Origin of the sequence: Ascidiaceihabitans sp., assembly GCF_039986515.1 — a bacterium.
GTDB lineage: Bacteria > Pseudomonadota > Alphaproteobacteria > Rhodobacterales > Rhodobacteraceae > Ascidiaceihabitans.
Window position 1 is genome coordinate 179722 of record NZ_JBDWQO010000009.1, and the last position, 23597, is coordinate 203318.

Consider the following 23597-nt stretch of genomic DNA (forward strand, 5'->3'; position numbering starts at 1 on the left):
AGGCCGGTTTACGGCGCCCATCTCAACCTAGGGTTCCGCAAAACCGGCTTTTGGCTTAAATCAGAGGTCTTTCATCAACCTGAGCGCGTCATAAATAGCCGCATGAGTGTTGCGTGCACTGACAGCATCGCCAATGCGGAACAGTTGAAATTGCCCTTCGGGGTTGCGCAAAACCGCTTGTGGGCGCCCTTCAATCAAAGCACTTTGATTAACTTCGCCCAAGTTCACGCTAAACGGTTTCAAATCGAAATACACGTCATCCAATGGCAGGGTTCCATAATTCACCACCACTTGGTCATAGTGTTTGACCGTCTTGAAATCACTGTAATCCGTTCCGATTGTGGCATCCAAACGATTGCCGACCCGCGCCACCTGCAGCAAGCGTTGCGCGACAGTGAATGTCACATCCTTGTCTTGTAGACTGCGCATATACGGCACAAGGTTCATCGCCATAACTTCTGGGGCGATGCTGCGATCGGGTGTCATGACTTCGACGTGCGATCCCGCCATCGCCGCAATTTCCGCGGCCTGCAGCCCGGAATGGTCTCCGCTTTCGTCATAGATCAGCACCGATGCGGCGGGCTTTGCGTCGCCCGAAATAATATCCCAAGCGGACACCACATGCGCGGCTTCTTTGCCTTGTTCCAACAGTTCGAGATTTGGCAACCCGCCAGTTGCAACGACAACAATGTCCGGGTTCTGGGCCAGCACATCCGCGGCCTCTGCCCATGTGTTGAAATGAAACGCAACGTTACGCGCAGCGCATTGCGCCATGCGCCAATCAATGATGCCGATCATCTCGCGTCTGCGCGGGCTTTGTGCGGTCAGTCGAATCTGCCCGCCCGGTTCTGGCTGTGCTTCAAAGACGACAACTTCGTGACCGCGTTCTGCCGCAACGCGGGCCGCCTCTAAGCCGCCCGGCCCCGCGCCCACAACAACCACTTTCCTGCTTTTGTCTGCCTTGGCAATCACATGCGGCATCGTCAGCTCGCGCCCGGTCGCCGGATTGTGAATGCACAATGCCTCGCCTGCTTGATAGATCCGGTCCAAGCAATATGTGGCACCAACGCAAGGTCGAATGTCGTCTTCACGACCCTCGCGAATTTTTTGCACAATATGCGGGTCCGCCATATGGGCGCGGGTCATACCCACCATATCCAACAGGCCTGCATCAATAGCATGGCGCGCTGTGGCGACATCGGGAATACGCGCGGCATGAAACGTCGGCATTCCGGTTTCCTTGCGGACGGCACCGGCAAAATCCAGATGCGGCGCGGATGGCATACCCTGAACAGGAATAACATCTGTCATGGCCGGGTCCGTATGAATGCGCCCCTTGATGACATTCAAGAAATCCATTTGGCCTGTGTCCGCCAGAATTTTCGAGATTTTCAGCCCTTCTTGGGCGGTTATCCCACCGGCCTGTGCCTCGTCTGCGGTATAGCGAGCCCCGATGATGAAATCATCACCAACGCGTTTACGGACGGCGTCCAGCACGACCAACGGAAACCGCATGCGGCTTTCCAAAGTTTGCCCGCCATATGGTCCGTCCAGATCATTGGTCAGCGGTGACCAAAACTGGTCCAGCAAATGGCCATAGACCTGCAATTCTATGCCATCCATGCCACCGGCTTTCATACGTTCCGCAGCGTCCGCAAAATCGGAAATAACACGGGCGATGTCCCAGTCTTCGACCAACTTGGGAAACGCGCGATGGGCAGGTTCGCGGTGCTTTGACGATGAAATGGACGGCAACCAATCGCCTTTGTTCCACGTCGTACGACGGCCCAAATGGGTCAGTTGGATCATCACGGCACAGCCATGTTCGTGACAACGATCTGTCAGCTGCCTGATCCATGGCACGACTTCATCTTTGTAAGCCAGCACGTTGTTGAACACCGGTGGGCTGTCTTTTGACACTGCCGCCGAACCTGCCGTCATCGCCAAAGCCACACCCGCCTTTGCGCGTTCCTCGTGATAGGCGGCGTAGCGTTCTTTGGGCATACCGTCTTCAGGGTATGCCGGTTCGTGACTGGTGGTCATGATCCGGTTTTTAAGGGTGAGGTGTTTTAACTGATAGGGTTGCAACAAGGGGTCTTGCGACATGGGCTGTCCTTGGAAATGTGATCTTTCTCAAAATTGTGTCGTTGACCAACGCGTACAACAAGTCCCGAAACCGACAAAAGCGAACCTCAGCCAGTCGCTTCCGTCATGTCCAGCAACTTGAGACGCTGGATTTTCCCCGATGGCCCCTTCGGCAACTCGGGCAAAAAGTGGATATGATCTGGGGCTTTGAATTTTCCGACACGCTCCACACACAAAGCAATCAGTTGACCATCAGACAGCCCCGACCCGTCACGCACACGCACAGCCGCTTCCACCCGCTCACCGTAGGTCTTGCAGGGTCGGGCAAAGGCCGCGGCCTCTATCACATCGCCATGTGCATAAAGCGCTTCGTCAATTTCGCGGGGCGCTATGTTTTCGCCGCCCTTGATGATCAGTTCCTTTAACCTGCCCGTCACAAACAGGTATCCGTCCGCGTCTTTACGGCCCAAATCCCCGGTGCGCAGCCACTGACCTGCAAAGCTGGCTTTGGTTGCGTCCGGATTCTTGAGGTATTCCAACATCACATTTGGCCCGCGCACCACGATCTCTCCCTCAATGTCGGGGGCGCATGGCGTCATATCGCTGGCAAACACGTCAACCGCGTTTCCATAGGCCAGACCCGGCGACCCGATCTTGCGTGTGCCAGGGGGCAATGGATTGGACAATATTTGTGCCGCTGTTTCGGTAAGCCCCATTGTCTCGACAATCGGCACATCAAAACGTGTCTCAAAGGCCGTTTGCACGTCGGGTGCCAAGGCAGATGACGCGGAACGCCCAAACCGCAGACGGGCTTTTGTGTCCGCGTCGGGATCCCTTTCACCGTGCAACAAATGCGAAATGATCGTCGGCACAACAGAGAACCAGTTGGCCTTGGTGTCGCGCACCTGATCCCAGAAGCGCCCGGCCGAAAACCGCGAGGCCATCGCCACCGATCCGCCCGACACAAGCGGCCCGATCATCGTGACGCATAACCCGTTGATGTGGTAGATTGGCAGAACACACAAAGCACGGTCTTGCGCCGTCAACGCGTGTGCCACAGCCGTCGTCCATCCCCCCGCCAAAAGGCTGGCGTGGGTGTGCACAACCCCTTTGGGGCGCCCTGTGGTTCCAGAGGTATACATCAACAACGCATGGTCTTGGGGGCCAATATCGTGTAATTTCGCCCCGCTGACCGCACGGTCAACCGTCAAAGCTTCAAGGCCGTCCGGTTTCGTCTCGGCAAACAATTCCACAGCCGTGTTATGGACAAGTGCCAGCTTGGCATCGCAATGGGTCAATGCATAGGAAATCGCATCATGACCCGCGGCAAGATTGATCATGGTGGCACGAAATCCGCCGTACACAGCCCCGAAGAATGCCAAGACACCTTCACGCCCGTTGGGTTGCATCACTGCAACGCTTTCCCCTTTTGCCGTGCCCGCCGCGGTAATCGCCAAAGCCACGCGGTGCGCTTGCCGGCACAAATCACGCCACGTCAGCGGACTGGCCCCATCAGTAAACACATAAGCGATGTCATCACTGTCGCATCGCGCGTCCAGCCAGTCACGTAACGTGCCTTCAGGCGAGGTATCTTTGCGCAAAATCATTTGCCAACCGCATCCCAATAGTCCGAAAATATGTCTTCGACTGCAGGCTCTCGCGCTGGAATTTCACGCACGATTTTGGTTGTTTGCATGAAGTGTTTCCAATGCACGTTGTCGTCAATGGAATTGCCCCCCCAAGACCCGCATCCCATAGACAATGAAAACGGCATTCCATTGTTGAACGCCCCCCCAGTTGCAAAACAATGTGCTTGGTTCACAATCACGCGGCTTGTGGGGATGGCATGGGCCAACGTCACAGCACGGTCATCGCGTGTGGAATGCAGTCCAACGGAATGGCCTGCCCCCAAATGGTCCTGAACGGCGGCCGTTTTGGTGACAGCATCCTCAAAATCCGTCGCACGGTACAAAGCAGCCACGCGGCTTAATTTTTCGCCAGACAACGGGTGCCCTTTGCCGATACCAGTGGTTTCGACAGCCAAAAATTCGGTATGCGCCGGCGCATCGGTGATCCCGAATGCGGCCAGCATCTTGTCGGCATCTTGCGCCATAATCGCGGGGTTCAGGTGCCCGTTTGGCCAAAGCTTTTCGATAATGGGCGCATCGTCTTGCACATGGATGCCCCCCGCCTTTGCAAGCTCAGTCATGAAGGCGTCAAAAATCGCATCAACGACAACAATCGCATTCTCGGATGAGCAGGACGTGGCATTGTCGAAGGTTTTAGACGCCGTAATCTTTGCCGCAGCCTCGGCCAAATCGGCCGTTTCGTCCACGATCACCGTGACATTGCCTGCGCCAACCGCCAACGCCGGTGTCCCAGAGGTGTAGGCGCGTTTGACGTTGTTCTGGCTGCCGGTCACAACGATGGTGTCGGTGATTTCCAGCAAGCGCTGGGTTTTTTCCTTTGATCCCGGCGCGGGCACCATCTGGACCAGATCATGATCCAGACCGAATTTATCAAATTCTTCGTAGATGTATCCGATCAATGTTTCGCAGCTTGGGACCCCTTTGGGCGAGGGTGACAGCACAATCGCATTGCCGCATTTCAGCGCATTGATGATGTTGTTGGCAGGGGTTGCCGCCGGATTCGTCGAGGGCACGACAGCCCCGATAACGCCTTTGGGGCGTGCAATTTCGGTAATGCCTGTCGCGGGGTCGTCTGATACCACACCGAAGGTTTTTGCAACTTCAAGGTCGCGCATCAACCCCAACGTCTTGCGGTGGTTTTTGATAATCTTATCGGGAACATTGCCAAGGCCTGTGGTCTGCACGGCCATCTCTGCCAAGGTTTTGTTGCGCGTGGGTTCCATTATAGCCCAAGCAGCTGCTTTCGCCGCGCGGTCATAGATGTCCTGACTGCCGGATGCTTCATACTTGGCTTGCGCCACACGGGCACGTGTCACGATGGCATCTACTTGCATCAAATCGTCCTGAGCGGTCATGTCATGTTCCTTTTCTGGGTGTGGCAGGCCGTATACCGCCCCGCCACCTCATGCGTAGAGTTTTAAAGACCTGCAAGCAGCTCTTTCAGGGTTTCTTCACGTGCCGCCCACATGGCCAGCACTTCGTCGCGTGTCATGATGTGCATCGGGCTACCGCCGGCTTTCATTTTGCCAGCCACACGCTTGTTTTCGAACATTGCAGGCACAGTTGCAGCCAGCTTGTCGATGATGCCTTGTGGTGTGCCTTTTGGCACCATCACACCGCGGAAGTTCACGGACGAATTGTCGACGTCCAAGCCGCTTTCCATCATCGTTGGAACGTCTGGCAGGAATTCGTTGCGCTCAAGATCAGCAACCGCAAGAATTTTGATAGAGCCTGCTTGTGCCGCGCGGAACGCATCCGACAAGTTGTTGATGCCCGCCATCACGTCACCTGCGATCACAGCCTTCATCGCCGCAGCACCACCACCTTTGGTGGGGATGTAGGCCATCTTCATGTCGCCTGCTTTTTCCATCTGCAACGCTGCGATGTGGTGGCCCACAAAAAGGCCCGCGCCCGATGTCGTCAGCTTGCCGGGGTTGGCTTTGGTGAAATCCACAACGTCTTGCAACGTGTTGAATTCGCTGTCTGCGCCAACGACCAAAACGGCTGGGTCTGCGCCCCAGTTGGCAATCGGTTCAAACGTGTCTGCGCTGTATTGCACACCGCCTTTGATGGACTGCGCCACGAAGTGCGGGATGTTGTAGGCGCCCAGCGTATAGCCATCGGCCTCGGCTTGTGTTGCAAGCCAGTTCCACCCCACGCGACCACCGGCGCCCGGCTTGTTCAGGATCGCAATAGGCATGCCCAGCGCGTCTTCGTTGCCCGCTGTCATTGTGACAATCCGTGCTTGGAAATCTGTCGCGCCGCCAGCGCCATAGCTGACCATCATCATGATGGGACGCTCTGGATAGTTGGCATGACCGTCCGCAGCTGCGACACCCGACATACCCATCAGTGCAATCGCTGCACCTGCTAGTAGTTTTTTCATAGTTCTTCCTCCCTAAAGGTTAATTCTGCCTGCTATTCTTGCAGGTCAGAACAAAATCTCTCGCGGTGTGTAAACTTTCAAAAGCAACGCGAAGAGTCCGTACATCACCGCCATAAAACAAGCTGTGATGATCATGCGTTTCAACCATGATTTCAGCGCCGTATGTGGTGCCGGATCGTAGAGGCTGAGCAAAACGAAAAAGGCGATTGCGGTGGCTGTATAAAAACCCAGCCCCTTCGCCGCCCAGAAGATGTAGACCAAAGCCACCAAAAGCCCCGGCACCAGATTTGTGATTTGCGGCATGGATATACCGCTGCCAACTTTGGTCCATCCTAGACAGGCCTTGGCAAAGGTCCAAATCGCCAAAATCACGAACACCGTCGCAATCAACCGCGGAAACAGGAACGCCTCGGACGGTTGTTGCGTGAAGCTGATGTAGGTCACCCACACCCCGACAGCGGCGACCACGCCGGACCCGATGATGTGTTGAAGACGTGGCAGGCTGACGTCGCTCATCCGATGATCTCCTCTTTGGAGGTGTAGCGGCGCGACCGCAGTTCCATCCATCCTGAGTAAGCAATTGAGGCTATAACCAGAACGATCAAAATAATGTTCAACCGACCGGTCAGGAAGTAAGGCGCTAAACCGTCTGTCGCATTGGCGATCATTGCGCCGGTCGCAAAATTTTCCTCAGCGATGGGGCCAAGGATCAGACCCAGAACCAAAGGCGCCGCCGAAAAGCCAAAGCGTTCCAGAAAGAACATCATCACACCCAGCGTCGCCATGACGTAAACATCGCCCATGCTGGTCTGCACGGAATAGCTGCCGTAAACGGCCAGCGCCAGAACGATAGCGGCCATAACGTGTTTGGGCACCTGCGCCACTTTGGCGGCAACGCCCGCCACCAAAAGCCCAAGCACACACATCAAAATCTGACCAATCAACATTGAATTGATGAAGGTCCAAGCGACATCTGCGTGGTTCACAAACAAATCCGGTCCCGGGAAAATCCCATGGATCAGCAATCCACCCAACAAGACAGCGGCTGTCGGCGATCCCGGGATGGAAAGCGTCAGAAGTGGCACCAAAGACGGGCCAACCATCGCGTTGTTCGCAGCCTCTGCCGCGATCACCCCTTCTGAATGGCCGGTTCCGAATTTGTCCTTCTCGGACGAAAATTTCTTGGATTGGTCATAGGCGACAAGACCCGCAATCTGGCCACCGACACCGGGGATAAGCCCGATCACAGAACCCACAAATGTGCCAATTGTCGCCGCACGACTGCGTTTCACCAATTCGCGCATCGCATCGGTAATTTTGTGCTTTTGCACTTGGATCACTTGGGCTGCGGTATCAATGCGCCCCCCTGCAAGCATCGTAATCACCTGCGGGATCGCAAACAAACCGATCAGGGCCGCGATAATGTTGATGCCGCCGCCCAAGGATGGGTGGAACACAAAGCGTTGCGCACCCAACATGTCGTCAAAGCCAATGGTGGCCAACCACATGCCAATACAGCCTGAAAGCAAACCTTTAACCAGTGATTTGCTGTCCAGAGATCCAATGATCGTGACCCCCAAGATCGCCAACCAGAACAATTCGGACGGACCAAAGATAAGCGCCCATTCAGACAAAGGTTTTGTCAGTGTTATTAAAAGGAAAACGCCAAACAATCCGCCGACAAGTGACGCTAGAAACGACAGCTGTAACGCCTTCGCCCCTTCGCCTTTGGCGGCCATGGCGTTGCCGTCCAACGTCGTGGCGATATTGGCAGGCGCACCCGGAATACGCAGCAAGATGGCGCTGACAGCGCCCCCTGCGACAGTTGATGTGTAAAGCGCACCAAGCAAAATCAGCCCAGCGGTTGGTTCAAGCTTGAAGGTGAACGGAATGGCAAGCGCCACGGTCATCGTCGGGGACAGGCCAGGCGTGGCGCCAAAGATCAACCCGAACACGGTGCCCAGCACCAGCAGACCGAAATTGAATGGCGTAAACACCTCCCCGAAATGTAGTAAAAATTCCATCCGCCCTCCCAAGCAGAAACTTCTAGCTTTTCAACAGTAGAGAATGAAAATAGTATTGCAAATGTTTTCATTTTACGCCCAAAATCGAGAGTTAAATGTCTGATAAAAAAGGTGAAAAAGTCGATATATTCGCGGTTGCAAAGGCTGCAAAAGTATCAATCTCGACCGTCTCGCGCAGCTTCAACCATCCCGAAAAATTAAAACCGGCGACTCGCAAGAAAATCGACAAAGCGGTGCGTAAACTGGGCTACATTCGCAACCGCGCCGCCCAGACCATGCACGGGATTCGCAGCGGTACGATCGGTTTGATTGTACCCACCATTGACCACGCAATTTTCTCAGAGCTGATGCAAGCCTTTGCAAAATCGGTAGAAACCCAAGGTTTCTCCATTCTTGTGGCACCGCATGATTACGATTTGGAACGCGAATATGCAGCAGTTCGGAAATTTCTGGAACACCGTGTCGATGGCATCGCCTTGATCGGTCAAGACCACTCGGAAGCCACATATCAACTGCTGGACAGCAACAACACACCCGCCATTTCGATCTGGAACTACGACGCAACATCGCGGTTGCCTTGCGTTGGCGCAGACAACCGGAAGGCCGGGGAAATGGCCGCGCAATGCGTGTTGGAATACGGGCATCGCGACATAGGTTTGGTGTTCCCCCCCTTGTCGGGAAATGACCGCGCCAGCGCTCGCTTTGAGGGGGCGATGTCCGTTTTGCAAAAAACGGACGGCGGATTCACAGCGAACCCCGATTGGCACATCCAAAGCCCTTACAGCCTGTCAGAGACCAAACGCAGCGTGTCGTCGATGTTGAAAACCACACCCCGCCCAACAGCCCTTTTGTGTGGCAACGACGTGCTTGCAGTGGCCAGTATCTATGCCGCACATGCGATGGGATTACAGGTGCCCCGCGATGTGTCCATCATCGGGATCGGAGACTTTCGCGGCTCTGAAGATATGCACCCGTCTCTTACCACGGTACGGCTTCCCGCAGGCGAAATCGGCCATCTGGCAGGTCAGCATCTGGCGGAAATGGTCATCGGTGAACCGACTGATATGGCACGGATCAATTGCGATATTAGCCTGAAGCATCGTCAAAGCTGCGGGCCCGTGCCCCGCAAAGCCGATCAACCAAAGCAGAAAAAAATCTGAACTCGCCGAAAAATTCGTGCTAAGGTTACAGTGTCTATTTGACTGAACCGCATTTTTCTAACTGTGACCAATATTTTTCAGGTCGCGTATTCAAACATTTTTTATGAACAACAGGTGCAAAATGTCTTTTTCCAAACCAGCGCTTTTGGGCGCTTTGATGACGTTGGGGTTAAATGCCCCGACGCTGCTTTTCGCGCAGCCTTTCGATGGCTACTACCGGCTTCAAACACTTTTTCAGGAATCCAACAACAGATGCCTGGAAGGCAACAAGGTTTCCGCGCAATCCACGTTGATGGGGGCTGCCTTTCTGGACAATTGCCAATGGGTCAGCGGCCAGTTCTGGGCGTTTGAAAGCGCCGGAAACGGCTACTACACAATGAAAACCCAATTTCTGGAGGCCGACAACAAATGTCTCGATCAGGGCAATTTTCCTGACGGCCCCGCAGGCGGGCGTGCTTATATGGCGGATTGCACGGGCGCTGACACCCAGCTGTGGAAGATCAAACCTTTCACAGGTGACTTCGTCTATTTGCAAACCAAAGCGTCCGAAGCCTCAAACGCTTGCCTTGAGGGCAATCGCTATGACTTTGCCACAGGTGAAGGTGGTGGGTCGTTCATGACACCGTGCGGAAACTTTTCGGGTCAGGCGTGGTCTTTGCAAACGCGCAAATTTATCCCAAGCCCCGAAGTGCCGACGGACCTGACATCCAGCAAGACGCCCTACCCTGACGTTGTTCTTTATGATCTTGCACATTTTGCCTGGCGCGAGTTTGCGGCGTTGAACTATCCGGCAGACCCCAACCATCGCGGCAAGCCGCTGGCCGGGTCGTCCATTGGCGACGCCGCTGATGCGCGGGTTTGGGAAACCTACTGGCACCGCGTCGAAATGTTCCCCGGCGATAAGACCCCTGTGCAATCAGGTGGCAAAGCCGATGTAACAGCCAAACCATCCTACAAATACACAGGCTTTGCCTTGGACAGCACGACCTTTGGTGGTGGCACTCCAGGCATGGACGCATCCCTGTGGAACAATCTGGACGAAGACAATGAACTAAATGTCGACGAGATGTTTGCCCATGTGTCCGCCAACCCCAGCGACCCCGACGCCCCCAATGGTTTCGTCGATGAAAATCGCATCGTTTATGAAGCGAAAATGAACGAGGCCGGGTTCAATTATGTGCTGTCGACCAAACTGTACGACACAGAAACACGCGACACGATGGTGGCGGCAACCAAAACGGCTGATGCATTGACGGCATATGGCGGCACTTGTGGCAAAGCGCCTTCTGGCATCGTGTCCCTGCCGTGCGGCGTTATGGGAGGCGCCGAAGGCAATATTGAAATCAAGGCCGCATGGCGCAAGCTGAACGCGGATGAAACAGCCAGCGGCGCCTATTACACCAACAAGGTCATTCGCTATCAGGCTGTCGGCGCGACGAAAGCTGACAAAGTGAACAAGTGGTTCACAGACACCTACGGTTTGATCGGATTGCACATCATCCACAAAACGGCCAATTTCCCTACCTATGTCTTTGCTACTTTTGAGCACAAAGACAACATCGCATCGGGCATCGGCTACATTGATGAAATCACCCAGAACGGACGCGGTGCAGGCGATGTTGCAGGGGCCAAGGTCATTATTTCAGACCGCGACAACCCTATCCCCAACGCCGTCAAAGCCATGAACAGTGTGGCGCAAACCGGATTGGCAGGGACCGTTTGGGCCAACTACCAATTGGTCGGCGTCCAAGCCCACCCCGTTGATTACAGCGCGATCAAAGACAGCACCAATCAAGAGGACATCTCGACCTATCTTCTGTCCAATATCGTGATTGAATCCAACGAAGAGCTGCAAAACTTTCGAGGCGGCAAAGCTGCAGACCAGATCGACATGCAAAACACGGTGATACATGGCACCGGCAAAGTGAACATGGGTGGATGTTTGGGCTGCCACGGCGTGGCGCAATTGAATGGGTCGGATTTCAACTTCCTGATCAAGAACAGCCCGTTCACCGCCCCCGAAGTGGTCGGATCGAACGTCGGCATCATTGATTTCATCGCAATCAAATCCTATGCGGACGTGCTTGAGATGCTCAATTCCTACGTGAAACTCAACGGAATCGGCATCAACGGCGCCCCCCACGGCAAATTCTGGGATGGCCTAAGTTATACTGATTTCAAATCCAAAGAGGTGTTCGGAGTGCGTCTTGTGACGTGCGGGACACCCGAAACGTCGGGCTTGGTTAAAATTCTAGAAGAGAAAATGATGAGCGATTTTCCGGTAGGATTTCCAGAAATGCCCGCGGGTGGTCCCTACTTCCCTGAAGAGCAAATCAAAAGCTTCTCGGCATGGGTTGGCAACAACTGCCCTGAGTAAGACAGGCTGATGTCACGACACAAAGAGCGTCCCGATTACGGGGCGCTCTTATTCAATCAGATGGCGTATTATTTTGGCGCAGCTGTACCAGATATGGCAGTGGCAAAGACAGCAAGTACAGCGAATTTGCCAGGATCAGCGTTGGCCACGGATACACCATCAAGCATACCACCAATACAACGGCCCCTATCACAGCAAACGGCAGATGCGCCCGTTTGATGCTGGCGTGTTTGATGGAAAACGTAGGGATCGTGCTGACAGCCAACATACCAACCCCGATGATGTAGGCCGCCCGCAAAAACGGAAAGTCCGTTTTGTCCCAGCCGTGAAGATACATGAACACGGGCATCAACGCCAAACACGCCAAGGCAGGTGCAGGCACCCCCACGAAATGATCGTCCTTTTTCAACGCGACGTCCGCGGCTTTGGTGGATAGATTAAATCGCGCCAAACGCAGCCCGCAACACACCGCCAGAACCATCGTCGCAAGCCAACCCAGATTGGCGTGATCTGTGCCAATGTACAGCGTGTTGTAGATCAAGACACCGGGCACGATGCCGAAGTTAAAAAAATCTGCCAATGTGTCCAATTCCGCGCCAAACGGGCTTGCAGTGTCCAGAAAACGCGCCAACTTCCCATCCGCAGCGTCCAGAAAGACCGCCAGAAGGATGAAGTACAACGCAAATTCAATATTGCCTTCAATGCTCATGCGCAGACTGGTCAGACCGGCACAGATCGCAAAGACCGTGACCAGGCTGGGCACGATATGGCGCAGCTTGAGGCGCTGGGACTCGCTCATTCGTAGGTCCCGTGGCGTTGGATGTCGGGATCTTTCAAATCAGCCAAAATAGTTTCGCCCGCAACAGCCGTTTGGCCGACGCACACCATCGGATTGACGCCTTTGGGAAGGTAAATGTCCAACCGGCTGCCAAAACGGATCAAGCCAAAGCGGTGACCTGCCCCCAATGTGTCCCCAGTTTGCACAAAGCATACAATGCGCCGCGCGATCAGGCCCGCAATCTGGACCACGCCGATGCGTGTGCCGTCAGCGGCCTCAAGGGTGACGCTGTTGCGTTCGTTATGTTCACTGGCCTTGTCCAAAGACGCGTTCAGGAATTTGCCGTGGTGATAGGTGATTGCGGCCACTTTCCCTGCAATCGGCGCACGGTTCACATGGCAGTTGAACACATTCATAAAGACCGACACACGCGTCAACGGCTCTGAGCCGAGCTCCATATCAGGGGTTGGCAACACGTCTTCGATCAAGGACACAACGCCGTCTGCGGGGGACACAACCAGACCCTCTTGTTGCGGGATCACGCGGACCGGGTCGCGGAAAAAGTAGTAACACCAGACTGTTGCCCCAACACCCAGCCAAAACAACGGCATCCAGACAAGCCCCAAAAGGGCGGTCACAATCGCAAAAATCGCCACGAATTTGCGGCCTTCCTTGTGCATGGGCACTGCGACGATCTTGAGCATATTCATAAGTTTTCTTTCACAACGGAGCAAAGGTCTGGACGTGCTTTACCGTGCAATTGGCAAAGAATAAATGAAAACTATAGCGCAGCCCTATCATCGCACACGCGCCACACGTACACGCCAGCGGCCGCCAATGCGAAGGGCGCCTGACGATAACCGCCAGACGCCCTTCATTTCGGAAAGTCTAAGAAGGAAGTCACTTTTAAACACCGTCATTCAACAAGAACGACCCAAACAAAACAAACACCCCCACCCCTTCTGGAAAGCCAGATCACTTCCGAAATATGTACTCCCAACAATAGACGTTCACGTCCTTTGCCGAGATGTAACCATACCCTTTGCCCAACGCCCCCGGTTCAAAGGGATTGTCGTCAAAGTATCTTGCAAACCCATCACCATGACTGTTGCGAAAATGGAACCAGCCTCCGCTTTGGGTGTCTCCATCAGCCGGCGGTTCATATCCCACGATACAAACTGTGTGCCCGTCCGGCCGACCGGACACTTTCAAATCTTCCTTCAGGCAATAGCGTACCTTGCCCCATTGTTCCGCCGTGTTACTGAACCAACTTCCTTTGTCCAAAATCGCAAAAGACGCGACCACCGGAATGCCATGCGCCAGTTTGTCTTTAAACAACGTCACGATGTTGGATCGCAAAGCCTTCACCCATGTCAGATTTTGCGGCGGTGCAGTACCTGTGCGCACATCGATGATGTTATGTTCCAAGGCATCCGCATCCAACCGGCGACTGGCAGCATCCTTGGCCACTGCTTCCGGGATCTCTTGCATAAAGAACGCCGGATCATCCGTTTCAAACATCGGCATCAATGTGTCTTGGCACAGCCCGAATTCAATCAACGCTTGTTTGGCTTGCGCCAGAAACGTCAGCCCTTGGGTGTGTTGGGCACGCTTTACATCGTCGGCAACCTGCATCCCGATCTTCTCGAAAGTACATTGGCGGATGGCAGAATAAAAATGCTCTTGCGAAAACAGCTGCATGTTTTGCGTCTTGGATTGGCGCATGCGGTACAGTTCTTCCGCGGCGACAACTGCATAGGCATTGCATGTGCCGCGACCAGCCTGATCGCCCAGCGGCCAGTCTGCATGGGACATCACATCATCCAGCAAGTTGATCCGGCTTTGCGGTAGCACGGCAGCTGTTTGGGCGTGCGGCATGTCACGCGCCCCCTCTAGGGTCCATCCCGGCGGGGTACATGCCCCGTAAACAGCTTCAGCCATCAGCGCCATCAAATCTGCAATTCAGCACGGCAACCGGGGATCAATTCGTCTTTGACAAATCCAACCCCTAGCAGCCGTTTCGTGACCACTTGGGCCAACGCGACACCGCCAGCCGTGTCATCCGCCACATGCAGCCCTGCCCGCTCACGGTTTTCACTGACGCGCTTTGCCAGTTCATCAAGACGCCGCGCATAGGCCGTTTCGGCCGCCCCTGTCAGGGCGTGTTTCAAAAGGGCTGTCACAGTGTAGCTTTGTGTGGCGTGATTGCTTGGAAACGTCGGATGCGCGGGTGTTGGCAGTAGCGGAAACAGTCCGGGCATCATCTGTGCAGGGCGCGGGCGGTTGAATTTCATCTTCCAATACAGCCCGATCACCCCCGCCACAGACATGCCCAGCGCGATCAGGCGGGCGGTGTTGGGGTGGCTGCGCGTGTTGATCGACAGGACATTGTGGTAATAGTGATCAAAGTTACCCGATTGATCAGCCGTTTCTGCAAAGTAATCCTGCAGTGCGTTTTTGCGGTCCAGAATTTTCGACCAATTATCTTCCTCAGACGCAGGCGTGATGCTTTCCAGAGCGGCGCCAAATCTGTCATCGTCAGGCGACAAAACCGCGAAAATTTCGTTGTATTTGGCAATCACCCACAGGTCTGGATGGCAATTCTGGTCGCCGAAAGACAGCCCCCTTACGATGCTGGTTTCAGCGTCCGCAGCACTGGACGGCAAGGGCATGTTCGCGGGAATGACAGTGCCAGATCCCGGCCCCATCGCGATGTGGGTGCCGCCATGCGTACCGCCGTGTGTGCCACCATGAGTTCCGCCATGCGTGCCACCATGGGTGCCCCCGTGCGTGCCACCGTGCCCTGCGCCTTTTATCGTCATCTAAGTTCTCCCCAAACCCACGACGACGTTAACCATACCGCGTCAGTCTTGCGTCAAAGCTGCGTCAAGGGGCATGCCTGCGCTTAACAGTCGATCGCAAAACTGCCTGCGCGTGTCTTCTGACCGGAAGGCCGCACGTTTGAAGAATTCGGAGACCGAGAAACCTTGTTCTACTTCAGCATGTTGGGATGCAAGGTAGCGGGCGTCATTCAATCGGCCCACCGCAACCAATGCCGCAATGGTTGTCCGCATATTTGAGGCGTAGTTGGGCACACGTTCGTAAGATGACTGCCCCAAAGCCGCCGCCCGTTCAAAATCACCGATCCCGTAACACGCAACACTTAAGAAATGTTCGTTGCGAAATACGAAAGGGTCCAAAGGAGACAGCTTCATCGCCTTCTCACCGATTGCAACACCGCGCTCTGGCTGCCCGAGAAAGGCAAAATTCGGCACGGTCCATATCAGCGTTTCCGCATCATTCGGCCCAAGTTCCAGCGCTGTTTCAAAAGCTTGCTCTGCCTTGCCATACCGTCGGTGCATCACAAGCTGGCTGTGTCCCCAAAGCGCAAGTGCCCTTCCGTCGCCTGGCGACAGGGAAATGGCTTTTTGCAGATGCCCTTCCAGTGCCACCTGATCGTCTTGGGGGGTGCGCGACCAACCCTGCCAAATCGCAATCGCAAACCACTCGGCCATCAGCGCATGGGCGGGCGCAAAATACGGGCTTTGGGTTGTGGCATGTTTCAACAGGACCCCTGCCCGTTCAAATTCCGGCCATGACAGTTGAAAAATCAGATCCTTGGCGCGCAGCAACAAATGATACGGTTCCAGTTCGGTCAACGGGGTGGCCACCGTGCGCGTCAATTCAGCCGAGTTGATAGAGGGTGAAACAACCTGAACAATTTCAGCCGCAATCGGAATATTCACGTCGTACAAATCATCCAAAGCGCAGACGTGCCGGTTGGCCCAGACCACCCGATTGTCAGACGTCTTTGCAAGCTGCACCGAAATCACGGCCTTTTCACCATCCGTTCTGATCGCGCCCGTTACGGCATATGTGGCCTGCAACACACGCCCGATTTCCCGCGGTTCGGGGTGCTGGCGCAAAAACCTGCGTGTTGAATTGCTGGAAATAACCGCCGGGGCGCGAAGCCCAGCAAGCTGGCATGTCACATGATCCAGGAGACCGATGATGATATGCTCAGGTAAATCAGTGCCCGCCGCATCAAAAGGCAAAACCGCCACAGAAACTTCATCAGACACGGCCGGCATCACGCTGACAGGGTTTTTATCTTTGGCCAGTTTTATTGATACGGCCAGATCCTGCGTTTCAACGGATGGCTCCGCGCCCAATTCCCTATCCAGCATTTCGAAAAAATCGCCATAAACACGTAGCGCCGCGACGGAATTGTTCAGTTCGGTATGCGACGCCATAACAACGCGCACTGCGTCTTCGTCAAAGGAGTCCAGGTCCTGGGCAGCTTTCGCCAATCTGTTGCGCATCCGCGCGGGCAAGGCCCTGTCAGAATACTGCGTTTGCAAACAAGTCGCGACACGCGCGACAATGCGTTCCCGCTGCACCCTGAGCCAAACTGACAGGTCTTCGCTGATGTCTTCCAGATCTGCCAATGCACGTGGCAACGCACCGACCTGTGCCAAAGTATGTTCGTTGTGCTCTCCGCCCTCCAGCCGCCCGATCAGCACATCAACGTCTGTGGAAATCCTGCTTTGATCCAGACTGATATCATTGCGCGACTGCTGAAGAAGATCGGCATCTTGCAGGTCCTGTTTCAAAACCAGCATCAACTGACGCAAAGACGCCCGCGCATTTGTGGCCGGAACATCTGGCCACAAAAGCTGCGCCAGATACTCGCGGCTGCGCATTCCACCGGTGGTCAAAGCCAAAAAGGTGATCAAAGCACGGGCTCTGGGCGCTTTGATCTGAAATGTTTTATCTTCGAAGGAAAGCCTCCAAAAATCAGTTATTTCAAGTACATATCCAGTCATATGTTTTTCTTTAGCTCACTCCGGGGTGATGTCAAAACCAAATCTAGACCCCCCCCCACGTAAATACACCAACGCAAACGTGCCACCTTGATACAGGGCAGGTCAAATAAAGTTTACGTTGCGGAACCAATCAAAAGCGCGCATGCGCGAGAAGGCCACATCGACGCCCTCCGTTTCGTAATTTTGCCGCCGCTTTAGAACCGCTGCGGCGAAAACGGGGACAGGTCTGTGTTGGGCACCATCATCAAACCGTAGTGGGAATGTCCAAACGCCGTGAACAGCCCTTGCGCCCCGTCCACAGGCCCCAAAACAGGTAGGCTGTCCGGAAATGAGGGCCGCCGCCCCATCCGAAACACAGTCCCTTCTGTATCAAGATCAGGAAACATCGCCTTGGCTTGGGCCTGCAGCAATGCCTTTTTGCGAGGGTTCGCTGGCGCGTCAAACGCGCCAAATTCCGACGATCCGGCGACACGGACACCGTCCGACATCGAACTTGCCACGATCTTGGCGTCTACATCCATGACAAAATTGTTGATGCTTGTTGCGGCATTGGGGAATTCAACGGTGTATCCCCGCTCTGCCACAAGCGGAACATCCAAGCCCAAAGGTTTCAGCAAAGCGGCACTCCAAACCCCTGCTGCAATCACAAAGTTTTTTGTCTGCACCGCGCCGCTCGAGGTGGCAAGCCCCGATGTCCCGTCGGCTTGCCGGGTCAGTCCGGACACATCGGTGCGCAAAACTTCGGCACCTTGGTCCAACGCCTTTTGCGCCAGCGCAGTCCCGATACGCCCCGGGGATACAGCCCGCGCCTGCCCCTTGATCAAGACCGCCGCTTTGAAGGCTGGCGACAATGCAGGTTCAAGCTGGCGCAGTGCGTCCCCCCCAACCAATTTAAGCTCTGCCCCTTTGTTTTAACGGATTTCGCAGCCCAAATCGTTCAAACTGGCCTTGGGTGCGTTTCGGAAAGCATGCACATAGAAACTGTCAGCCACCAGATGCTCATGGCCTGTGCCCTGCAGATGCCTGCGCTACAATGGACCAAGGGGAAATAATGCCCGCGTTGCCATATGACGTTTCTTGCCCAGGTGCGCCGCGATCAATCAACCGCACCCTAACGCCGCGGTCTTGCAAAGACAGGGCGCTGCAAATGCCAACAATACCTGCGCCTAGAATGGTGACTGTATCGTCCATCGCAGACCCTTCACACAAGATGCCTGCACACAAGATGATCGTCATAGTCAGATCAAATCCGCCGCCAGTGAAGTTCCACAAAACAAACGCAATGAAAGCGGCTGAATACACCAATGTTGGGGGCTCTTTCAGCCGTGACATGCCAGTGACCACAACCAGCGAGATGCCGCAAAAGGCAGACATGAACGGCGTGTAGACAGAAAAAAGCATCACAAGCAGCCCCACCAACAGCACGATATTTGCCCAGCCTTCAGACCAAACCGCCTTGAGTTTGGGCAGTTGTTCCTTGGTCAAACCTTTCAGGTCCAGCTTACGCGCCATCAGGTGCACAACGGTGAACACGCCGGCATAATGTAGCAGCGCGGGGAAAATGGCAGCGATCACAATGGTGGTGTAGGGAAGTTCCAGAAATTCGGCCATGATAAAGGCCGCAGCCCCCATGATCGGCGGTGTGATTTGCCCGCCTGCAGATGATGCCGCTTCAACGCCGCCTGCAAAGGGCCCCAGATAGCCCAAGCGTTTTATTTTGGGGATTGTCAATGCGCCCGTGGACACGGTGTTGGCCACGGAAGATCCTGAAATCATGCCGAAAAATGCCGACGACACAACAGAGACCTTCGCAGACCCGCCCGTATAACGCCCCGCCAGAATTGTAGCATTGTCGATGAACAACTGACCCAGCCCTGTGCGCTGCGCGACCACTCCAAACAACACGAAATGAAAATCGATAGTAGAGACCACCCACAGCGTCACCCCAAAGACGCCTTATTGCGGGAAGTACATCGATGACACAGAGATTTTGAAATTCACCCCCGGATGTTTCAACAGACCGGGAAAACACTGGCCCAGCAAGGCGTAGGAAATAAAGACGCAAATGATCAGCGGCAAAACCCAGCCCAATGTGCGGCGGGCAATGTCCAGAACCAGCAAAATTATGACCACGCCAAAGAACACATCATAAGTGTTGGGATTGCCCGTGCGAAACGTCTGTTCTTCGATGCCCAATATCGGAACACCGCGCCATGCAAAGCCCACGTACAAGGCAGACGCCACCCCCAAACCCATGAAAACAATGTCGCAAACGGGAATATTGCCAATGCGTAATGCGCTGGCTTTCATCGCAAACAGGCTTTTCGATCCGATGATGGGGAACAGCGCATACGTCAGGATAAACAGGCCAGTCAGGTGCCAGCCCATGTGCCAATGATCGGCAGGCAGCCGAAACCGGCAGTGATTTAATGATAGATAGCAAATGTCAGGGCAACGGCGCACAAAACAACGCCTGTTGCAGGACCAACCGCACGGGTGGCGGAACCTTCGTCGTATTTTTCTTCGATGGCTGCCAGCTTTTCGGCGGTCAGCTCGTGGGTCTCTGTTTGGTCGGATGCTGACATGGGGGTCCCCTAGGATTGCGCGTGCGGGCAAGGCCTGCGACGCCCGCGAAAACGGGCACCACAAAATGTCATATCTCAGGAAAAGAGATCGGGGATTACTTTAGAAGACCGGCTTCCTTGTAAAACTTCTCGGCGCCTGCATCCAAAGGCACGCCGAGCGCTGCACCACCGTCAAATGCCGTGTCAGGCGTGATTTTCTTGCCTTTGGCATGGCCATTGTCCAGCAACTTGCGCGTATTGGCGTTCCACAGCGCCTTGGTCAAACCATAGACCAGCTCGTCAGACAGATCAGCAGATACCACCAGCATTGCAGAGACAGCTGGTGTCAGCACGTCACTGTCCACACCTTCATATACACCGCCGGGAATCTTCGACGGGATGTAGGCGGGAATGACTTCGTTGATCTTGGCCAGATCTTCTTCGGTCAAGGAATGCAGGCTCATGCCTTTGGTCGATGCCAACTGAACCATCGCTGCCACAGGCCAGCTTGCCACATAGAAATAGGCATCGATTTGACCGTCAGCCAGACGTTCCGCAGATTGGCTGTTGCTCAATTCGGCCTCGTCCATGTTGTCGCGATTGACGCCCCATGCATCCAGCATTTGCAAAACGGCCACTTGTGTGACGGACCCCGCCTGCGCAATATCAACACGTTTGCCTTCAACGTCGCCAAGATCCGAGATTGTTGTGCCTTTTGGCATGACCAGGTTTAGATCCTCGGGGAAAAGATCGGCGACGATGCACAACTTCGGATGCGGTTCGCCGTCGAATTTACCTTCGCCCAGCTCAAAGTTTTTCGGGAAGTCATGGAAATAGGGTCCGTGTCACAGATCGCCAAAACACTCGGACGCACGCAACCCGCCATCAGCCTTGCTATCAAGACTTTGGAAAAGTCTGGATCTGACACTGTTTGAACGGCGCGGCAGACAGTTGGTTCCAGTACCTGAAGCCCGTTATTTGAGGGTGGAAGCTACCGAGATTTTAAACCGGGTGTCCACGGTTTCAGCCACCATGAAGGGCCTTAGATCCACCGAAACTGGCAGTTTGAATTTGGCCGACATGCCCGGAATATCCGCAAATATATTTCCAAAATTCATAAGTGAAAATGTGGCCACTGACCCGCAGTTCAGCACCACTATTGCGTCACGTAGCACGTCGCAAATTCGTGAACTTGCGAGCACCCAAAGCATCGACTTCGGCTTTTCCAACTTTGACGAACCTTTTGGAAACAAACCATAATATGCAACACAAATCATCAGCGCCAATTGCTACTGCGCCTTATTCCCTTCATCGCTTTGGGGCATTGCTGCACAATATTGGATCCTTTGACCCTTGTGACGGAACGCGAATTGGACATTGCCAAAGGCCAAATCATTTTTCGCCCTTTTGACGCATCTGTACGTTACGAATACGCAATTCTGACGCCCCTGCACCGTCCACCATCAAGACTGGCAACGCGGGTAAAACGCGACTGGATGCAAACGCTTTACGAAATGTTGGAAAGCATCGGCGCAGCCCCAGCCCATCATCCGCGTTTGACCGATGAAGACCATGCGCTTTGACGCGGCCATTGGGTTCTTTGTCACTTTTCCTTAGCCCAAATCTTCATCAAGGATTGCGCAATTTCTTCATTCTGGTTTGCGTAAACCACCACCTGCAGCGCTTCTTGCCCGTAGCGCGTGGCCAACGAAATGAGGTCTCCACTTTCAATTTCGCGGTAGGCCATGCTGAAGGGAATCCACCCCACTCCGAGGCCTTTTAATACAAGTTCACGCGTTCCGCTGGAAAACGCCGACACGATGAAACTGTTGGCGCCGGACCCCGCCTTACCCAACGACGTCGGAATGTTGCGCAACACCTCACCAAAATAGCTGTCTTCGGGGTAAACAATCGCGGGTGTGTCCGCAGGGATGTCCCCCATGTCCGTCACCACGTAACGCAAAGCGCCCCCCACAACCGGCACCAGATAGTCGCTGCCCCAAACGCCCCTTTGGACATCGGGGCCAAATTGCAACGCGCCAACTGTTTCGGCCTCATAGCATAGCAGCATGCTGGTATCGCCACGCAAAAACATCGAAACACAATCGTTCAGATTGCCCGCACGCAACCTGAATTGCAGGCCCGGAAAATGCTGCTTTGCCCGCAGTGCCATGTCCGGAAATGTCGCACAAATCGGCGCGTGCTGGGCAGCCAAAGCAACGGTCATCTGAGAGCTGTCAAAATGCGCAATTTTTGTGCGCAGCTCACGAAGCCGCGTCATCAGGGCGCGGATTTCATCTTCGTTGGACAGCAGTGCTGCGCTGATGTCCACTCGGTTGGCCTGCCGTTCCAAAACCGTCACGCCCAACCAGTCTTCGAACCCGCGTATGCGCCGCGAAAACGCAGGTTGCGTGATATTGCGACGTGCTGCTGCACGCGACAGGTTTCCTTCTTCCAGTAACGCAAGAACGTCATCCAGCCATTGAAATTGCATTGTGCACACCCTTCTGCTCAAACAAATTATATGAGCAGTCATAGAAAATAGCATTGTTTTTCTGCGTGGCCATAGGCGATGCTTTGCCTGAGCGACACATGGGGGATATCGTGACTGCAACTGATGATATGATTGGGCCAGATGCAACGGGGCAAAACGCAATGGGGTCGGCTGATCTTATGGCCAGCCGCTGCAAGGACCTTGCTGTGCGCTTGGCGAAATTTCCGCGCGTTGCATTGGGGCACTTCCCAACACCGCTTGAACCTATGGACCGCCTAAGCGAAGAATTGGGCGGCCCGCGCCTTTGGGTGAAACGCGACGACTGCACCGGCCTGTCGTCCGGAGGCAACAAAACCAGAAAGCTGGAATTTCTGATGGCGGACGCCCAAAAACAGGGTGCAGACACAATCATCACCCAAGGTGCAACGCAATCAAACCACGCCCGACAAACAGCGGCTGCGGCCGCGAAGCTGGGCATGGCATGCCACATCCTGCTGGAAGATCGCACAGGATCAAATGACGGCAGCTACATCATGAACGGCAACGTGTTGCTGGATCGCTTGCATGGTGCAAGCGTGTCCAAACGCAGCGGTGGCACAGACATGAATGCCGAAATGGAAACGCTGGCCGATACGTTGCACCAACAAGGCAAGACGCCCTACATTATCCCCGGCGGCGGGTCGAACACCACCGGCGCTTTGGGGTACGTCAATTGCGCCCGCGAATTGGTTGATCAGGCCGGTGCCGTGGGGTTGGACATTGACGCGCTGGTGCATGCCACAGGCAGTTCAGGCACGCAGGCGGGGCTTGTGACCGGACTGGCCGCAATCGAAAGCGATATCCACCTTCTGGGCATTGGCGTACGTGCGCCACAAGACAAACAAGAAGGCATGGTGCATGATTTGGCCCAGCGCACAGCGGCACATCTGGGCATCCAGACCGATATTCCACGCAGTTCAGTGCGCGCCAACTGCGACTATGTCGGTCCCGGATACGGTTTGCCCACCGACGGGATGATCGCCGCATTGAAACTGTTGGCCCAGACCGAAGGGCTTTTGTTTGATCCGGTCTATTCCGGCAAAGGGCTGGACGGATTGATAGATTTGACCCGGAAGGGGCATTTCGATGGTATGAACAACGTGGTGTTCCTGCACACTGGCGGCAGCGCTGCATTGTTTGGCTATCCCGACACCTTCGGCTTGCCCGGCTACTCTGCCTAAAAAAATAAACTGCAATAATAAAAAGCCGACCCAA

20 protein-coding genes and 1 pseudogene are annotated in these 23597 nt (G+C 54.7%); 4 read left to right on the forward strand and 17 right to left on the reverse strand.

All coding sequences use genetic code 11. The annotated features are described in order from the left end of the window. Positions 1-60: 60 nt before the first annotated feature. The 6 genes from ABJL60_RS09975 to ABJL60_RS10000 form a co-directional block, all read right to left on the reverse strand. A complete protein-coding gene (locus ABJL60_RS09975) occupies positions 61-2106 on the reverse strand; it encodes an NADH:flavin oxidoreductase (protein ID WP_348376193.1) in 2046 nt (681 codons plus the stop codon). Between the two features lie 86 nt (positions 2107-2192). Further along, a complete protein-coding gene (locus ABJL60_RS09980; protein ID WP_348376194.1) occupies positions 2193-3692 on the reverse strand; it encodes an AMP-binding protein in 1500 nt (499 codons plus the stop codon). Further along, positions 3689-5089: an aldehyde dehydrogenase family protein gene (locus tag ABJL60_RS09985; protein WP_348288804.1), complete on the reverse strand. Its 1401-nt coding sequence runs from the start codon at positions 5087-5089 to the stop codon at positions 3689-3691. Before ABJL60_RS09985 ends, ABJL60_RS09980 begins: the two co-directional genes overlap by 4 nt. Positions 5090-5151: 62 nt before the next feature. Further along, complete coding sequence (locus ABJL60_RS09990) at positions 5152-6120, reverse strand: tripartite tricarboxylate transporter substrate binding protein (protein WP_348376195.1); 969 nt, start codon at positions 6118-6120, stop codon at positions 5152-5154. Positions 6121-6165: 45 nt separating this feature from the next. Further along, the gene (locus tag ABJL60_RS09995) at positions 6166-6636 is read right to left on the reverse strand and encodes a tripartite tricarboxylate transporter TctB family protein (protein WP_348376196.1); all 471 of its coding nucleotides are present in this window, start codon (positions 6634-6636) and stop codon (positions 6166-6168) included. Then, positions 6633-8144, reverse strand: coding sequence for a tripartite tricarboxylate transporter permease (locus ABJL60_RS10000; RefSeq protein WP_348288799.1), 1512 nt, complete (start codon positions 8142-8144; stop codon positions 6633-6635). The genes ABJL60_RS09995 and ABJL60_RS10000 overlap by 4 nt, the downstream gene beginning before the upstream one ends. Before the next feature lie 95 nt (positions 8145-8239). On the opposite strand from ABJL60_RS10000, the gene ABJL60_RS10005 reads away from it, so the two are divergent. Both ABJL60_RS10005 and ABJL60_RS10010 read left to right on the forward strand, forming a co-directional pair. Beyond that, positions 8240-9304 (forward strand): LacI family DNA-binding transcriptional regulator, encoded by a 1065-nt coding sequence (locus tag ABJL60_RS10005; RefSeq protein WP_348376197.1) that lies wholly within the window; start codon positions 8240-8242, stop codon positions 9302-9304. Between the two features lie 121 nt (positions 9305-9425). Continuing rightward, positions 9426-11681, forward strand: a complete 2256-nt coding sequence (locus tag ABJL60_RS10010; protein ID WP_348376198.1) for an RICIN domain-containing protein — start codon at positions 9426-9428, stop codon at positions 11679-11681. 52 nt (positions 11682-11733) lie between these two features. Here ABJL60_RS10010 and ABJL60_RS10015 read toward each other — a convergent pair whose 3' ends face one another. The 10 genes and pseudogenes from ABJL60_RS10015 to ABJL60_RS10060 form a co-directional block, all read right to left on the reverse strand. Beyond that, positions 11734-12480 (reverse strand): phosphatidylcholine/phosphatidylserine synthase, encoded by a 747-nt coding sequence (locus ABJL60_RS10015; protein ID WP_348376199.1) that lies wholly within the window; start codon positions 12478-12480, stop codon positions 11734-11736. Next, complete coding sequence (locus tag ABJL60_RS10020; RefSeq protein ID WP_348376200.1) at positions 12477-13169, reverse strand: phosphatidylserine decarboxylase; 693 nt, start codon at positions 13167-13169, stop codon at positions 12477-12479. The genes ABJL60_RS10015 and ABJL60_RS10020 overlap by 4 nt, the downstream gene beginning before the upstream one ends. 265 nt (positions 13170-13434) lie before the next feature. Next, a complete protein-coding gene (locus ABJL60_RS10025) occupies positions 13435-14400 on the reverse strand; it encodes a hypothetical protein (RefSeq protein ID WP_348376201.1) in 966 nt (321 codons plus the stop codon). Positions 14401-14408: 8 nt separating this feature from the next. Further along, the gene (locus ABJL60_RS10030) at positions 14409-15281 is read right to left on the reverse strand and encodes a hypothetical protein (protein WP_348376202.1); all 873 of its coding nucleotides are present in this window, start codon (positions 15279-15281) and stop codon (positions 14409-14411) included. A gap of 42 nt (positions 15282-15323) precedes the next feature. After that, the gene (locus ABJL60_RS10035; protein ID WP_348376203.1) at positions 15324-17285 is read right to left on the reverse strand and encodes a BTAD domain-containing putative transcriptional regulator; all 1962 of its coding nucleotides are present in this window, start codon (positions 17283-17285) and stop codon (positions 15324-15326) included. 194 nt (positions 17286-17479) lie between these two features. Next, the gene (locus tag ABJL60_RS10040; protein ID WP_348376204.1) at positions 17480-18175 is read right to left on the reverse strand and encodes an FAD-dependent oxidoreductase; all 696 of its coding nucleotides are present in this window, start codon (positions 18173-18175) and stop codon (positions 17480-17482) included. A 109-nt stretch (positions 18176-18284) separates the two neighbouring features. Continuing rightward, positions 18285-18521: an FAD-dependent oxidoreductase gene (locus ABJL60_RS10045; protein WP_348376265.1), complete on the reverse strand. Its 237-nt coding sequence runs from the start codon at positions 18519-18521 to the stop codon at positions 18285-18287. Continuing rightward, positions 18501-19870, reverse strand: a pseudogene (locus ABJL60_RS10050) (TRAP transporter fused permease subunit); the annotation flags it as partial. The pseudogene ABJL60_RS10050 and the gene ABJL60_RS10045, both read right to left, overlap by 21 nt. A gap of 95 nt (positions 19871-19965) precedes the next feature. Further along, complete coding sequence (locus tag ABJL60_RS10055) at positions 19966-20655, reverse strand: TAXI family TRAP transporter solute-binding subunit (protein WP_348376266.1); 690 nt, start codon at positions 20653-20655, stop codon at positions 19966-19968. Positions 20656-20823: 168 nt separating this feature from the next. Beyond that, positions 20824-21135 carry a hypothetical protein gene (locus ABJL60_RS10060; protein WP_348376205.1) on the reverse strand — a complete coding sequence of 104 codons (312 nt, stop codon included), beginning with the start codon at positions 21133-21135 and terminating at the stop codon, positions 20824-20826. On the opposite strand from ABJL60_RS10060, the gene ABJL60_RS10065 reads away from it, so the two are divergent. Further along, positions 21136-21432 carry a hypothetical protein gene (locus tag ABJL60_RS10065; protein WP_348376206.1) on the forward strand — a complete coding sequence of 99 codons (297 nt, stop codon included), beginning with the start codon at positions 21136-21138 and terminating at the stop codon, positions 21430-21432. Between the two features lie 20 nt (positions 21433-21452). On the opposite strand, the gene ABJL60_RS10070 is transcribed toward ABJL60_RS10065, so the two are convergent. Beyond that, entirely contained in the window at positions 21453-22343 is an 891-nt protein-coding gene (locus ABJL60_RS10070; protein ID WP_348376207.1) for a LysR family transcriptional regulator, read from the reverse strand. A gap of 206 nt (positions 22344-22549) precedes the next feature. Here ABJL60_RS10070 and ABJL60_RS10075 point away from each other — a divergent pair, with 206 nt between their 5' ends. After that, entirely contained in the window at positions 22550-23563 is a 1014-nt protein-coding gene (locus ABJL60_RS10075) for a D-cysteine desulfhydrase (protein ID WP_348288962.1), read from the forward strand. Positions 23564-23597: the final 34 nt, after the last annotated feature.

Excerpts from the sequence above, each read along its gene's own strand:
- ABJL60_RS09980 (WP_348376194.1), bottom strand. The coding sequence starts at position 3,692 with ATGATTTTGCGCAAAGATACCTCGCCTGAAGGCACGTTACGTGACTGG.
- ABJL60_RS10000 (WP_348288799.1), bottom strand. The coding sequence starts at position 8,144 with ATGGAATTTTTACTACATTTCGGGGAGGTGTTTACGCCATTCAATTTC.
- ABJL60_RS10015 (WP_348376199.1), bottom strand. The coding sequence starts at position 12,480 with ATGAGCGAGTCCCAGCGCCTCAAGCTGCGCCATATCGTGCCCAGCCTG.
- ABJL60_RS10020 (WP_348376200.1), bottom strand. The coding sequence starts at position 13,169 with ATGAATATGCTCAAGATCGTCGCAGTGCCCATGCACAAGGAAGGCCGC.
- ABJL60_RS10025 (WP_348376201.1), bottom strand. The coding sequence starts at position 14,400 with ATGGCTGAAGCTGTTTACGGGGCATGTACCCCGCCGGGATGGACCCTA.
- ABJL60_RS10010 (WP_348376198.1), top strand. The coding sequence starts at position 9,426 with ATGTCTTTTTCCAAACCAGCGCTTTTGGGCGCTTTGATGACGTTGGGG.
- ABJL60_RS09985 (WP_348288804.1), bottom strand. The coding sequence starts at position 5,089 with ATGACCGCTCAGGACGATTTGATGCAAGTAGATGCCATCGTGACACGT.
- ABJL60_RS10030 (WP_348376202.1), bottom strand. The coding sequence starts at position 15,281 with ATGACGATAAAAGGCGCAGGGCACGGTGGCACGCACGGGGGCACCCAT.
- ABJL60_RS10035 (WP_348376203.1), bottom strand. The coding sequence starts at position 17,285 with ATGACTGGATATGTACTTGAAATAACTGATTTTTGGAGGCTTTCCTTC.
- ABJL60_RS09995 (WP_348376196.1), bottom strand. The coding sequence starts at position 6,636 with ATGAGCGACGTCAGCCTGCCACGTCTTCAACACATCATCGGGTCCGGC.
- ABJL60_RS09990 (WP_348376195.1), bottom strand. The coding sequence starts at position 6,120 with ATGAAAAAACTACTAGCAGGTGCAGCGATTGCACTGATGGGTATGTCG.
- ABJL60_RS09975 (WP_348376193.1), bottom strand. The coding sequence starts at position 2,106 with ATGTCGCAAGACCCCTTGTTGCAACCCTATCAGTTAAAACACCTCACC.
- ABJL60_RS10070 (WP_348376207.1), bottom strand. The coding sequence starts at position 22,343 with ATGCAATTTCAATGGCTGGATGACGTTCTTGCGTTACTGGAAGAAGGA.
- ABJL60_RS10005 (WP_348376197.1), top strand. The coding sequence starts at position 8,240 with ATGTCTGATAAAAAAGGTGAAAAAGTCGATATATTCGCGGTTGCAAAG.
- ABJL60_RS10045 (WP_348376265.1), bottom strand. The coding sequence starts at position 18,521 with ATGACGATCATCTTGTGTGCAGGCATCTTGTGTGAAGGGTCTGCGATG.